Source organism: Rhodopseudomonas palustris, from assembly GCF_003031265.1.
GTDB classification, from domain to species: Bacteria; Pseudomonadota; Alphaproteobacteria; order Rhizobiales; family Xanthobacteraceae; genus Rhodopseudomonas; species Rhodopseudomonas palustris_H.
In genome coordinates, this window is record NZ_CP019966.1 from 2,211,102 (window position 1) to 2,224,381 (window position 13,280).

Annotated in this window: 12 protein-coding genes; 3 read left to right on the plus strand and 9 right to left on the minus strand. The window is 65.0% G+C overall.

Annotated features, from left to right (window positions below; translation table 11 throughout):
• Nucleotides 1–43: 43 nt before the first annotated feature.
• Nucleotides 44–1,183, plus strand: coding sequence for a hypothetical protein (locus tag RPPS3_RS10185; RefSeq protein ID WP_107343966.1), 1,140 nt, complete (start codon nucleotides 44–46; stop codon nucleotides 1,181–1,183).
• Between the two features lie 15 nt (nucleotides 1,184–1,198).
• Here RPPS3_RS10185 and RPPS3_RS10190 read toward each other — a convergent pair whose 3' ends face one another.
• The 8 genes from RPPS3_RS10190 to RPPS3_RS10225 all read right to left on the minus strand — a co-directional run bounded on the left by RPPS3_RS10190 (nucleotide 1,199) and on the right by RPPS3_RS10225 (nucleotide 9,277).
• A complete protein-coding gene (locus tag RPPS3_RS10190) occupies nucleotides 1,199–3,154 on the minus strand; it encodes a B12-binding domain-containing radical SAM protein (RefSeq protein WP_107343967.1) in 1,956 nt (651 codons plus the stop codon).
• Nucleotides 3,155–3,433: 279 nt separating this feature from the next.
• Nucleotides 3,434–4,366 carry a lipid A biosynthesis lauroyl acyltransferase gene (locus RPPS3_RS10195; protein WP_107343968.1) on the minus strand — a complete coding sequence of 311 codons (933 nt, stop codon included), beginning with the start codon at nucleotides 4,364–4,366 and terminating at the stop codon, nucleotides 3,434–3,436.
• Entirely contained in the window at nucleotides 4,366–5,388 is a 1,023-nt protein-coding gene (locus RPPS3_RS10200) for a zinc-binding dehydrogenase (protein ID WP_107343969.1), read from the minus strand. Before RPPS3_RS10200 ends, RPPS3_RS10195 begins: the two co-directional genes overlap by 1 nt.
• A 96-nt stretch (nucleotides 5,389–5,484) precedes the next feature.
• Nucleotides 5,485–6,765, minus strand: coding sequence for a beta-ketoacyl-ACP synthase (locus RPPS3_RS10205; protein ID WP_107343970.1), 1,281 nt, complete (start codon nucleotides 6,763–6,765; stop codon nucleotides 5,485–5,487).
• Between the two features lie 11 nt (nucleotides 6,766–6,776).
• The gene (locus RPPS3_RS10210; protein ID WP_107343971.1) at nucleotides 6,777–7,985 is read right to left on the minus strand and encodes a beta-ketoacyl-ACP synthase; all 1,209 of its coding nucleotides are present in this window, start codon (nucleotides 7,983–7,985) and stop codon (nucleotides 6,777–6,779) included.
• Entirely contained in the window at nucleotides 7,978–8,448 is a 471-nt protein-coding gene (locus RPPS3_RS10215) for a 3-hydroxyacyl-ACP dehydratase FabZ family protein (protein ID WP_107343972.1), read from the minus strand. Before RPPS3_RS10215 ends, RPPS3_RS10210 begins: the two co-directional genes overlap by 8 nt.
• Nucleotides 8,449–8,475: 27 nt before the next feature.
• Nucleotides 8,476–8,757, minus strand: coding sequence for an acyl carrier protein (locus tag RPPS3_RS10220; protein ID WP_011157577.1), 282 nt, complete (start codon nucleotides 8,755–8,757; stop codon nucleotides 8,476–8,478).
• A 166-nt stretch (nucleotides 8,758–8,923) separates the two neighbouring features.
• A complete protein-coding gene (locus RPPS3_RS10225) occupies nucleotides 8,924–9,277 on the minus strand; it encodes a hypothetical protein (protein WP_107343973.1) in 354 nt (117 codons plus the stop codon).
• Nucleotides 9,278–9,469: 192 nt separating this feature from the next.
• Here RPPS3_RS10225 and RPPS3_RS10230 point away from each other — a divergent pair, with 192 nt between their 5' ends.
• A complete protein-coding gene (locus RPPS3_RS10230; RefSeq protein WP_107343974.1) occupies nucleotides 9,470–10,093 on the plus strand; it encodes a ParB-like protein in 624 nt (207 codons plus the stop codon).
• 8 nt (nucleotides 10,094–10,101) lie between these two features.
• Here RPPS3_RS10230 and RPPS3_RS10235 read toward each other — a convergent pair whose 3' ends face one another.
• Nucleotides 10,102–10,581: an MgtC/SapB family protein gene (locus RPPS3_RS10235; protein ID WP_107343975.1), complete on the minus strand. Its 480-nt coding sequence runs from the start codon at nucleotides 10,579–10,581 to the stop codon at nucleotides 10,102–10,104.
• Nucleotides 10,582–10,953: 372 nt separating this feature from the next.
• On the opposite strand from RPPS3_RS10235, the gene RPPS3_RS10240 reads away from it, so the two are divergent.
• Entirely contained in the window at nucleotides 10,954–13,278 is a 2,325-nt protein-coding gene (locus RPPS3_RS10240) for a TonB-dependent receptor (protein ID WP_434006778.1), read from the plus strand.
• The last annotated feature ends 2 nt before the right edge of the window (nucleotides 13,279–13,280 follow it).

Sequence of the window (13,280 nt, forward strand, 5' to 3'; positions counted from 1 at the left end):
GCACGAGTGCCCGAATCGGCCTCAGCGAGCGCAGGATCGGTTCATGCCAATGGCGATCCGATCCTTCGCGCGACTTCGTGGCGGCTGTTCTCTGGCCATCCTTTGGCTGTGCAGTCTTGCTGTCCTCACCGGCGTCACGGGGACCGCCAGCGCTGGCGATCCGCCTCGCGAGCGCTCGGCTCCGCGCTGGACTGTTTCGGCCGAAGCTCTGGTGCTTGGCCGCGCCGGGACAGGTAATCAATCGCTTGTTTCGCTCGTGCCGGGCGATGTGCCGTGGTGGACACCGGTCGGCCCGAACACCACCAACGTCCCCGGTGCGGAGGTGTTGAACAGCAATCAGCTCAATCAGCGCTTGGCCGCTGGTCCGAGGATCGGTGTCAGCTACCGAGACCCATCGGGTTACGGCGTCGAGCTGTCTTACTTCAATGTGCTCGGGCTGAGGGCGTCAAAAAGCGTTGGCCCCGAGACGCCGGGACAATGGCTGGTGATGAAAGCGCCCGGCACGTTCTGGCAGACGCAGGACTATGCCTATCAAGCAATGGCGTGGCAGGACGATACCCGGCTGCACAGTCTGGAGGCCAATGCGCGGCTGGAGATAACGCCGCGCGTGACGCTGCTGGCAGGTGTTCGCTGGCTGCAACTGCACGATCAGCTGCAAGGGACGCTGGATCCGGCCGATCTCGGCCAGCCGATGTGGAAGTTCAGAGTGCCGAGCCGGCTGTCCGATGCCGTTCCGGTCCCCGGCAGCCCGGTCGTGATCAATCCGCCGTTCTGGACGAGCTCGACGACGAACAACCTTTACGGCGTTCAAGTCGGCGTGCGAGCGACTTTATGGGAGATCGAACGCGTCTCGGTCGACGCGGTGCTGAAGGCCGGCGTGTTCGACAACCATGCGACGCAAGCCGCGCAGGTCAGCATGCAGAAGCAGCTCTACCCGACATACGCGGCGACCGACGCGGCCGCCTTCGTTGGACAGGGCGGCATCGCGGCGAAATATCGGCTGAGCGATCGCGTCGCCGTCAAGCTCGGATACGAAGCGTTGTGGCTCGGCCGCGTGGCGTTGGCGCCGGCCCAAGTTCAGGCGACCTCAACCACGTCCAGCAGCGTGACGGCGGTCGGGGTCGATTGTCGCTCGTCGACGCTTCTTCAAGGCGTCACGGTCGGCATGGAGTACTCATTTTAGCGCGGCGGCTAGCGATCAGGCGGACTTCGCCAGTTTCGGTGCCGGCGCGCCGTGGAGAGTAACCTGTTCGAGATCCCGTAGATCGACCGTCCCTGGCAACGCGTGGTCGGATGGCTTGTCGCCGACGCCCCGCATTGGGATCGGACTGACCGGGGCGCGGTCATGCCGCTCGATGTCGCCGCGCAGCAGCCGCCACGCCCAGCCGGCGGTTCGACGATAGGTGTGCGCAAGCCCGATCATGCCATAGATCTGCGCACCGGCATCGACGATGTGGGCACGGAATTTCAGCCAGGCGCGCCGCCGCATCCGCTTTGCAGGCGAGAAATGCGCGACCTCGTGCGCGGGACGGGTTTCCGCACTGGAGAACACGTCTGCCGACTTCGAGAACACCAGCGCGCTCACGAAGCGGATCGGGTTGAAGAAGTAAGTATAGGCGATCAGCAGATTGAGCTGCTTCAGCCAGGGCCGCGGGTGCTTCGATGCGACGACGTAGTTGCCGTCCATGATATGCGGCTCGACCTGGATATCGCCGGCGCGGCTGAACGCCATCCCGGACTGGAACACGTTCTCGTACCACTTCGAACCGGGGGCAGGGGTCAGCATCATCACCTGCGTGCTGATGGAGCCGGCCTGCCGCAGCAGCCTGATCTGGTTGATCAGGCCGTAGTTCGACTTCCAGGTCACCAGCGGCTGGCTGTCGTGGTGCATCATCATCGGCATCGGCAGGATGTTGTTCTCGCGCAGCAGCTTGAAGGCGAGTTGGGTCTTATCCTTGTCCTGCGCCTTCTTCACCAGCGTTGCGGTCATGTCCTCGACGCCGAGCCACACCGCCGCAAAGCCCGCATCGCGGATCAGTGGCAAGTGATCGCGCATCCCGACGGTGTCGTGCACCGTGACCTCGGTGCCGAGCCGCACCTTGCAGAACGGCCGTTCGGAGCGCTTGCGCGCGAGCGTGCCGGCGATGTCCAGCGTCCGCTTGGTATCGTTGAAGAAGTTATCGTCGGCACCAAAGAAGTGATAGATGCCGAAGGTGCTGGCGATCTGCCCGATCTCCTCGGCGATGCGTTCACCGCTCTTGGCTCGGAACTGCGACTGGTTGTAGGCGGGGATCGGGCAGTACGAGCACCGGAATTTGCAGCCCGCGGTCATCACGATGCTGGCGATCGGGCTGTATCGCTTCACGCGGTTGATCGGCAACGCCTGGCTGGCCAGCGTCGCGCTGTTGCTCGGCGCCTCCAGCAGCTTGTAGCCGTGCACCGGATCGGGAAGCTCATCGAGATCGCCGAGCAGGCGCTGCACGCCGGTGTCGATCAGCTCCTCGATCGGACCGCTACGCGAGGCGCGGCGTGCGTAGACGATGCCCGCCACCTCATCGAGCGCGCCGCCATCGCGAGCACGCTGGAACACCGAGCGCATCGACTCGCCGGCCGCGCGCATCGACAGCAGCACATCGAGCAATTCGAGGAAGACATATTCTTCGCCGGTGACGGCCACATCGGCCGCCCAGGACGGATCGCCGCCGCCGAACACATGCCACGGCTCGTAGCGAATCCGAGGTCCGCCGACCATGATCAGGGGACGTTTGTCAGGCTCGATCTGGCAGGCTTCCCGGATCAGGCGATCGCATTCGGCGGAATGCAGATGCATGCTCGAGACCAGGAACAGGTCCGGAATCCGGCCGTCGAGTCGCATTTGCAGCGGGCTGAAATTGCGGTTCCATTGCTGCAGCACGATCCGAGTCTTGTCGAAGCCGACGTCGGCCAGCGCGGAACCGATCGACCGGACTCCGCCGGGCGCCATCCGGGTGTCGGCGAGCACGAAGGGCAGGACGCGTGTGCGATGATCGAACGCGCTGACGATGACGGTCGTCAGGTCATGCTGCCCCGACAGCCGGCGGAGGCGCGCGCGGAGGCTCGCCATCTTGCCGGGAACCAGAAGCTCATCACCGCGGGCACGCCTTGGAAGTTCCATGTATTTCCTCGATCCAGATGGACGGCCGCAAAGTGATTTGCGAGCGCCACTGTGAGGTTAATACCCGAATCGGTCAAGTTGACGGCCCGCCGCAGCGCAGCAGGTTCCGCATGGTTCCGCGCCGATGCGTCTGAGCCCGGGCAGATTGGCCAAGCGGCGCAGCTCGTCTTCAAGACGTCACGCAGGCCGAGTCTGAGCGTAATCAGGTCCTGAGCGAACTAAGCGAATTTCGGATAGGCGGGCGCACGTCGACGCACTAAGCGCTGACTAAGCGGATCGTTACCGCCAGCGGCGGTGCAGCCACAGCCATTGCTCGGGCGTTTCGCGGATCCAGCTTTCGATCACCGAGGTGCACGCCTGCATCGTGCCCTGGATATCGATCCGGCCGTCGGCATCGCGGACCGGCTCGATCTCTTCGGTCAACTCGGCGCGGAAACGGCCATCGGGGAGGCGGATGACGCGGGCGCCGTGAAGCGGGCACTCGATCTGGCGCAGCAGCTTTGCCAGCAGCGGGTTGGCCTTCGCGGTGCGGCCGAAGAAGGTGACGTCGACGCCCTTGGTGAAGTGCTGATCGATCAGCATGCCGACGTGCTTGCCGTCCTGCAGCGCCTGCGCCAGCTTGAATGGCGCGCTCGATCCGGCGGCGACGAGCTGCCCCATCTTCACCGAGCGGATTTCTTCGACGATGCGGTCGGCGGCTTCGATATTGGGCCGGCGATACAGCACCGCAGTGTCGAGGCCGTGCGCGACGGCGGCGACCGCCGGCAACTCCCAGTTGCCGAGATGGCTGGCGAAAATCAGCGCCGGCTTGCCATCGTCGCGGAGCTTTTCGAACAGCTCGAGGGAGCGGCCGGTCACCTCGATGCGGCTGCGCTCGGGATGCTCGACGTCGTAGTCCCACACCGAGTCGAGATGCGCGAACTCCGCGGCCGATCGGCCGAGGTTGTCCCAGACGCCGGTGAGGATGGCCTCGATCTCGTCCGGCGACTTGTCCGGAAATGCCGCGGTGAGGTTGTCGCGGCCGATCCGCTGCTCCGGAAAGCGCCGGCCGAATTTGCGGGCAACCGCGCCGAACAGCCGGGCGCTCTTGTCGGGATCGAACTTCCGCGCCAGATGCAGCGCGCCGATCGCCACCGGCCCGACGATCTTGCCGACGACGTCCTTGGCCGCGCGCTGGGCGCGCAGCTTGGCGCGATAAAGGGCGACCTTCATCAGAACCGGACGATGATCTTGCCGAACACCTGACGGCTTTCCATCCGCTTCAGTGCGGCGCCGACGTCGTCGAGCGGCACTTCGGTGTCGATCACCGGCAGCATGCCGGCCGCCATCTTGTCGAGGCTTTCGGCGATGTTCTTCATCGTCGCGCCGAACGAGCCGAAGATTTTGTACTGCTGCTGGAACAGCTGCATCAGGTTGAGGGTGGTGGTCGGGCCCGAGGTCGAGCCGCAGGTCACCAGCCGGCCGCCGCGCTTCAAGCTGAGCAGCGAGCCGTTGAAGGTGTCGGCGCCGACGTGTTCGAACACCACGTCGACACCCTTCTTCTTGGTGATCTTGCGGCACTCGTGCTCGAAGCGGTCCTGGCGATAGTTGATGACGTGATCGGCGCCGAGCTTCTTGACGCCTTCGATCTTGGAATCGTCGCCGACAGTGGTGATCACCGTGCAGCCGATCGCCTTCGCCATCATGATCGCAACCGTGCCGATGCCTGAGCCGCCGGCGTGGACCAGCACGGTTTCGCCAGGCTGCAGCTTGGCGTTGTCGAACAGCATATGCTGCACGGTCGAGAATGCGATCGGCGCGCAGGCGGCGTCGCGCAGATCGACGCCGTCCGGCACCGGGATCACCAGCCGCGCCGCGATGTTCATCAGCTCGCGCGCAAAGCCGTCGACATGGAAGCCGATCAGGCCGCCGACGTTTTCGCAGAGATTGTCGCGGCCTTCCTGGCACGCCTTGCAGTGACCGCAGGTCAGCGCGCCGTACATCACGACCTTCTGCCCGGGCTTGAACGTGGTGACGCCGTCACCGACGGCTTCGATCGTGCCCGAGGCTTCGGCGCCGACCACGATCGGCAGCTTGCGCTTGACGAAGGCCATGCCGCGATAGCCCCACACGTCGATGTGGTTCAGCGCCACCGCGGCAATGCGGACCTGCACCTCGCCAGCCGCCGGGGGCGGAGGAGACGGCAGGTCGGCGACCACGAGATTGCGGTCGGCAACGAGGGTGAGCGCGCGCATGGGGTTCGTCCGAACGGTTGGAGGCTTGCGCCCTGCGTATCGCCGTTGGCGGCCGCGGCGTCAACCGCGGCAGCCGGAACTGCGACTCACAGGCGGTTAGGCCGGTTCGCGGGTCAGGATCAGCGAGGCGTTCTGGCCGCCGAACCCGAACGAGTTCGACATCACGCTGGTGACGCGGGCGTCGCGGGCCTGATTGGGCACCACATCCAGCGGGATCGCCGGATCCGGCACGTCGTAGTTGATGGTCGGCGGAATCCGCTGATGCTCCAGCGTCAGCAGCGAGAAGATCGCTTCGACCGCGCCGGCGGCCGACAGGGTGTGGCCGACCATCGATTTGTTCGACGATACCGGCAGCGACGAAGCGCGCTCGCCGAATACGCTGGAGATGCCGAGATACTCCATCTTGTCGTTCTCGGGCGTGCCGGTGCCGTGGGCGTTGATGTAGTCGATCTGGTCGACGCTCATGCCGGCGTCGGCGAGCGTCTTGTTGATGCAGCCGATGATCGGCTTGCCGTCCGGGCTCGAGCGGGTGCGGTGGAAGTTATCGGCGAGTTCGCCGCAGCCGGCGATCACCCCGAGGATCGACGCGCCGCGCGCCACCGCCGACTCGTAGCTCTCCAGCACCAGCGCGCCGGCGCCTTCGGCCATCACGAAGCCGTCGCGGTTCTTGGCGAACGGCTTCGAGGACGCTTGCGGGGGATCGTTTTGGGTCGACAGCGCCGACAGTAGCGAGAACCGGATCAGCGCTTCGGCGTTCACCGAGCCGTCGGTCGCGACGCAAAGCGCCGCATCGGCTTCGCCGCGCCGGATCGCTTCGACGCCGAGCTGAATCGCGCTCGCGCCGGAGGCGCAAGCGGTCGACAGCGAGATCGGCGAGCCCTTGGTACCGAAGGTGCCGGCGAGATGATCGGCGACCGAGCCAAACAGGAAGCGCCGATGATATTGCGTGAACGCACCGCCGCCGCTGACGCGGAGCAGGGCATCGTAATCGATCGCGGTGTTGGCGCCGGTGGCGCGCGCCAATTCCTGACGCGGCAGCCATTCCAGCTCGACCGGCGCGACCGCGAGAAACAGCGGGCCCGGGAAGTCGCCCTTGCGGCCGATACCGGACTGCGCGATCGCCTCTTCGGTGGCGAGGTCGGCGAGCTTTTCACCGAGCACGACCGAGGAGAATGGCTCGACCGGGACGAAGTCCACGGTGCCGGCCATCGTGCTTTTCAGCCCGTCGATCGGAAAGCGAGTGATGGTGCGGATGCCGGATTCGCCGGCGGTGAGCTTGGCCCAGTTGTCGGTCTTGCCGGCGCCGAGCGAGGTGACCACGCCCATGCCGGTGACGACCACGATCGGTCTGCCGAATTTGTCCCGCGTCACGGTCATTGCGTCCCCCCTTACCGAACGGCCTCGACCAGCGCCATGCCTTCGCCGCGCCAGTGGCCCGCCCCGATCACGACAATCTGGTCGGGGGTCTTGCTCATTTCAACTTCGAGACCGGTCGGGTCGTTCGGCGGATACAGCGCGCCGCGCGACAGCGACAACGCCGCGAGCGCGATACCGAGCGGGAATTGCGCTTCCATCACATGGCCGAACGGCGTCGCGGTGCCGCGCACCGGGGTGCCGGAGTGATTGCGCAGGAATGCGGTTTCCTCCGCGGTCACCGGCTCGGCACCGGTTGCGCCGGTGATGATCGCGGTGGCGCCATCGCGCGGGCCGAGCTGCGACCACAGCTTCTCCAGCGACGCCGTGACGTCGCCGGCGTTGCGGCGGCGCGACTGGTCGGCGACGACGTTCTTTAGCCGCGCATACGGCTTGGCGCCGCGCGCCTGCGCATGCGCCTTCGACTCGATCACCAGGAACGCCGCGCCCGAGCCGAGCGCGAAACCGCCCTTGGGACCGCGCGCAAACACCGGCGCGTAGTTGTCCTTCAGATTGAAGTCGCCGAACTCGTACAGCATCAGCAGATCTTTGCGCTCGCCGTTCTGGGCGGCGCCGATCAGCGCGATATCGCTTTGGCCGGCCGCAATCCGCGCCAGCGCAATCCGTGCGGCGTCGACGCCGGCTTCCTCTTCACCCATGAAGGTGCGCGATGACCCGGTGACGCCGTGCACGATCGCGATGTTGCCGGCGAGCAGATTGGAGAGCTGGGCGAGGAAGAGGGTGGGGCGCAGGTCGTTCATGAGGCGCTCGTTGAGCGCGTTCGGCGGCACGGTGCCGTAACCTTCGCCATTGAGCACGGCGGAATCGACCGCAAGGTCGCGCTCACCGCCGCCGGCGGCGACGATCATGTCCATCCGCGACAGGATCTCGGTGTTGCCTTTAATGCCGGCGGACTCGAGCGCCAGACCGGCCGCATAGGTGCCGATCCGCTGCCAGGCTTCCATCTGGCGCTGATCGCCCTTCTTGGGGATCTGCTTGTCGAAGCTGAGCGGCGCCAGCGGGTGCACGACGTACGGCGCAAAACCGGTGGTATCGACGTTGACGCGGCGCTCGGTCAGCGCATCCCAATGGGCGTCGAGCCCCTCGGCCAGCGAGCTGGCGAGGCCGATGCCGGTAATCCAGGCTTCGATCGGTTCGGCGCGGGACGTGTTGGTGTCAGCCATGGATCATCTGCTCCGGAAATCCGATTTGCTTCGCCATCGCTTCCATATGCCCGCGCAGGTCGGGATGCGGAAACGGGACGTGGCGGAACGTCAGCGTGGCATTGCACGCGAGCTTACCGCCGCTCTTGATCTTCGCTTCGGTCATCGTGAAGCCGGAGCCCTCGTGCACCACCGAGACGTCGATCGACAAGGTCTCGCCGGGCGTCACGAAGGTGCGCATCTTGGCTTCCTTGACCGCGGCCAGGAACGGCATGCGCTGAAACTGCATCAGCGCGATCAAGAGCCAGCCCGAGCTCTGGGCCATGGTCTCGATCAAGAGCACGCCCGGCATCAGCGGATAGCCGGGGAAGTGGCCTTCGAAGATCGTGCTGGTCTCGGGCACCCGAGCCTCGACCGTGATGCTGCGGTCAGCGAGGCGAAGCTCGGCGATTCGGTCGATCAGGTGGAAATATTCAAGGTTCATGGCGTGGGCGGCTTCCGAACCGCGCCACTACGCGCCCTTGGCGGCAACCAGTTCGTCGATGCGGGCGGCGAGATTCTTGAGAACGAAATACTGCTCGGTGGTCGCCTTGCCGTCGTTGACCTCCTGGGTCCACTTCTCCAGCGGCAGCTTGATACCGAAAGCTTTGTCGATCGCGAACGCGATGTCGAGGAAATCGAGGCTGTCGATCCCCAGGTCATCGATCGCATGGCTCTCCGGGGTGATCGTCTCACGCGGAATGTCGCAGGTTTCCGCGATGATGGTGGCCACCCGATCGAATGTGGAAGTCATTTTAAGCCTTTGATATTATGTCGGAAATGGCCGATTTACGGCGGCTTCAGCCGTCATCCTGGTGACAGGCGATTGCCCGTATAACGGAGCGTTGCTCCGAGTTCAATGGCGGGCAAATCCACGCATTGCGCGGGTTTTGGGCAACTAGCGGGAAGCTCTGGCGAATCTAGCGCGGCGCTGCGATGGCGGCGCAGTCGTGCCGGCCCATCAGCACGCAGTCCTGAGTCCGCCGCATATCGGCGATGCTGGTCGCGAGCCAGATGCCGACCACTGTCAGCGTGATGGTCAGCGCCAGAGCGGCGATGTTAGTCAGCATCCGGTGGCGGAAATCGTCCGGGGCGTTGTCGCGGCCGGTCTCGTCGGGATCGTGCTCGAGCTGCGGCATCTCTCTCCGGAAGGGTAGAATGGTTGCGGAGGGGCGACCGCCATCTTCTGGGGCCGGCGCAGGCACGGCGTCGCGCGGCCGAAACGGCAATACGCGGTGGTCGTCATCGGGGAGGGAGATGCGCTGATTCTTCATCGCTGCCGTCCAGCCGTCGCCCGGAACGGGTTCGACCCGATCATCCTAGTGAGGATACGATTTCGGGAAAACTCCGCAATAGACCGGATGGAACATGCCGGCCGGGCGTGTCTGGCACCTGCGGCGCCGCGTTGCCGGCGGGGAGGGCCGTGCCATACTCCGCGGGAACCTGGCAATTCAGGAGACCCAGCGATGACCAATCCGCGTGAACCGTTGCTGCATACGATCCCGATCCTGTCGCTACGTCCGACTCAAATGACGGTCGGGATGCGCGAGGTGAAGGAGAAGCGGCTGCGCTGGCGCCAGCACAAGCCGAAGAAGCAGGCCGAACTGCTCGGCAATCACATGATTCCGGTGGTGCTTGGCCCCGGCAAGACGCACTACGTAATCGATCATCACCATTTGGCCCGGGCGCTCCACGACGAGGGCGTCAAGGAGGTGTTGGTCACGGTGATCGCCGACCTCACCATGGTCGATCGCGACGCGTTCTGGGTGGTGCTCGATAGCCGGCGCTGGGTCTATCCGTACGACGCCAAGGGCGAGCGGCATCATTACCGCGAGATTCCCAAAACGGTTGCGGGCCTGAAGGATGATCCATTCCGCAGCCTCGCTGGCGAACTCCGCCGCGTCGGCGGCTATGCCAAGGACACCACGCCGTTCAGCGAATTCCTGTGGGCCGATTTCCTGCGCCGGCGCTTGTCGCGAAAAAGCGTCACCGCCGACTTCCAGAACGCGGCTGAGAAAGCGCTGGCGCTCGCCAAGAGCAAAGACGCGATTTATCTGCCCGGCTGGTGCGGGCCCGCTGCAGACGATTAAGGCCGGCTTCAGTCTTCGGGCGCGGCGCTATGGCCGCGTTCGTCCTTGGCGCCGCCCAGCAGGCGATGCAGCAGCCGTTCGGCCGGATGTCCGCCGATCAGCACCGCGAAGGTGATCACCAGCGCCACGCCGACGATCAACCACTGTCCCGCACCGCAGACGATGCCGATGCCCGCGGCGAGCCAGGTGCATGCCGCGGTGGTGAGGCCGTGGATTTCCAGCCGGTTGCCGCTGCGAACGATCACGCCGGCACCGAGAAAGCCGATGCCGGTGAGAATGCCCTGGATCACACGGCTGGTCGGATCGGACAATTGATCGCTCGTCGCCGAATGGTCGGCATGCGCCACTAACAGCGCGGACGCGAGCGCGACCAGCGCCAGCGTGCGCATCCCGATCGGCTTGTTCTTGAGGTCGCGGTTGAGCCCGATCAGCCCGCCGGCCATCGCGGCAACGCCAAGACGCAGCAGGATGTCCCACCAGGGTAGCAACGCCAATCCTCCCTCGTGTCGAAGCTCCGTGTCGCTTGCGTCGTGCCGCTCCGAATAACGCGAGGATTGCCGATCTGTTCTTCGAGCCGATCAGGTTGTCATGGGCGGATCCAGCACGCGCGCGTTGGGCTCAATCTGGGACGACGATCCGTGCGCGTGGGCAGGTGCGACACTTCTTCGCATATCGAGGGCAAACCTTCGCTCACATCAAAGGAAAATCACGTTGGGCCGCATGCCGCAGGTTTCTTCAACAGCACGCTAGAACGGTTCTAGTGGTGCCCGTTACCGCCGTTTGCTTATCGGATGGTGCCGTTGGTGATCTGCATAGCCGAGCACAAGGCGGCATCACCGACTGAAGATCTTTTGGGGGGCATGTTGAAGGACCTGAATTTCCCGGCAGCGGGAGCGCTGTCGTGTGTCTGTGCGTCGGTTCTCCTCCTCTCTCATGCGGCCGCTGCACAGGAAGCTCCTGCGCCGGCTTCCGCTGCGGGTGCTTCAACGGAATCTCCGGCGAGCGCGACAGGACGTTCACTACCTGCCATCGTCGTCGAAACGTCGCGCCGCCGCGCCGCGGCGACGTCCCCGCAGCGCAGGCCGTCGCAAGCGTCCCGATCGACAGCCAGCCGACGGGCTCCCAACCCGACCAGCGTTGCAGCGCAGCCCCGCCCGGTTTCGGCAGGCGCTCTGCAGGCGACCTTGCCGGCTGGCTTTCCGGGCGATCAGGTTGCGCGCGGTGCCGGCGTCGGTCTGCTCGGCAACCGCGACGTGATGTCGACGCCGTTCAGCCTCACCAGCTTCACCGAGAAGCTCATCCGGGATCAGCAGTCGCGAACGCTGCTCGACGTGCTCGGCAACGATCCCTCCGTGCGCTCCAACGTGCCGGCCTATAGCGGCATCCAGGGCTTCTTCATTCGCGGCTTCCCGGTGTTCGCCCAGGACATCGCCTTCAACGGCCTGTATGGCGTCGCCGACTCCTTCAATCCGGCGCTCGAGCCGATCGAGCGCGTCGAAGTGCAGCACGGCCCCAGCACGATGCTGAGCGGCATGCCGCCGTTCGGCACGATCGGCGGGACGATCAACCTGATTCCGAAACGCGCCGGTGACGTGCCGCTGACGCGGTTCACGACCGGATTCATCTCGAACGCCCAGAGCTACAACGCAATCGATGTCGGTCGACGTTACGGGACCAATGGCGAGTGGGGAATCCGCTTCAACGGCGCGTATCAGTCCGGCAGCACGCCAATCGATAACCAGAAACAGGAATACGGCGTCACGTCGCTCGCCCTCGATTATCGCGGCGAACGCCTGCGGGTCGGTCTCGACCTTGGCTATCAGAAGGTCGACTTCAATTCGCCGCTGCGCAATCGCTCGGTGCTGCCGGGCTTTCCGATCCCGCAAGCGCCGGATCTGCGGATCAATCAGCAGCAGCCGTGGGAATATCGCGACAGCAACAACAAATCGGCCGCGCTCCGCGCCGAGTATGATCTGACCGATCAACTCACCGTCTATGCCGCTTACGGCCACAGTGAGTTCCATCAGGTCTATTTCGGCGGTCTGCCGTCGATCATCAACGCGCGTGGCGACTACCGCGATACGATCCAACTGACCCCGTTCCAGACCAACAGCAACACCGGCGAGGTCGGCGTGCGCGGTCAGTTCGACACCGGACCGGTGAAGCACCGGGTCGGCGTCGCGGCATCCGGCCTCTGGCAGGACACCGGTCTGACCAACATTCCGGTTGGTGCGACCATTACCTCGAACATCTACAATCCGGTGTACGCGCCGCCGCGCAGCGATGCCGGACTGCCGCGGACATCGCCCACGACGGCAGAGCGCTTCAACCGCAGCATTGCGATTGCCGACACGATGTCGGTGCTGAACGATCGCGTCGAGCTGACGATCGGCGGCCGCTGGCAGGGGATCGACGCCAAGACGCTGAGCCCGGTGACCGGCCTGGTGACGTCCGACGCGCGCAACGATGCGTTTTCTCCGGGCGCAGGCCTGGTCATCAAGCCGATCGAGCGGCTGTCGCTGTATGCCAACTACATCGAAGGACTGACTTCGACGGCGCCGCCGACCAATGCGGTGAACCTCAACCAGAGCTTTCCCGCGACGGTGTCAAAGCAAATCGAGGCCGGCGCGAAGTATGACTTCGGCCCAGTCGGCGTCTCAGTCGCCGGATTCGAAATCAAGCAGCCGAGCGGCTTCCTCGATCCGACCACCCGGGTGTTTGCGCTCAATGGCGAGCAACGCAATCGCGGCGTCGAACTCAACGTGTTCGGGCAACCGGTCGAGGGATTGCGTGTCGTCGGCGGCGTGAGCTGGATCGAAGGCGTGCTGACGAAAGCAGCGAACCCCGCGTTCAACGGCAATACGGCGGTTGGCGTCCCGACGATGCAGCTCAATCTGTACGGCGAATACGATCTGCCGGGGCCTGCCCGGGGGGTGACGATGACCGGCCGGGTGATCCACACCGCGTCGCAGTTCTACGATCAGGCCAACACCCAGAGCATTCCAGCCTGGACCACGCTCGATCTCGGCGTTCGCTACACCACGAAGATCGACCGAGTTCCTGTGACGTTGCGGGCCAATGTCCAGAACGTCACCGGCGAGAACTACTGGGCCACGACCGGCCGCGGGATTCTCAGCCCCGGCGCGCCGCGGACCTACCTAGTCTCGGCGAGCTTCGACTTCTGAGG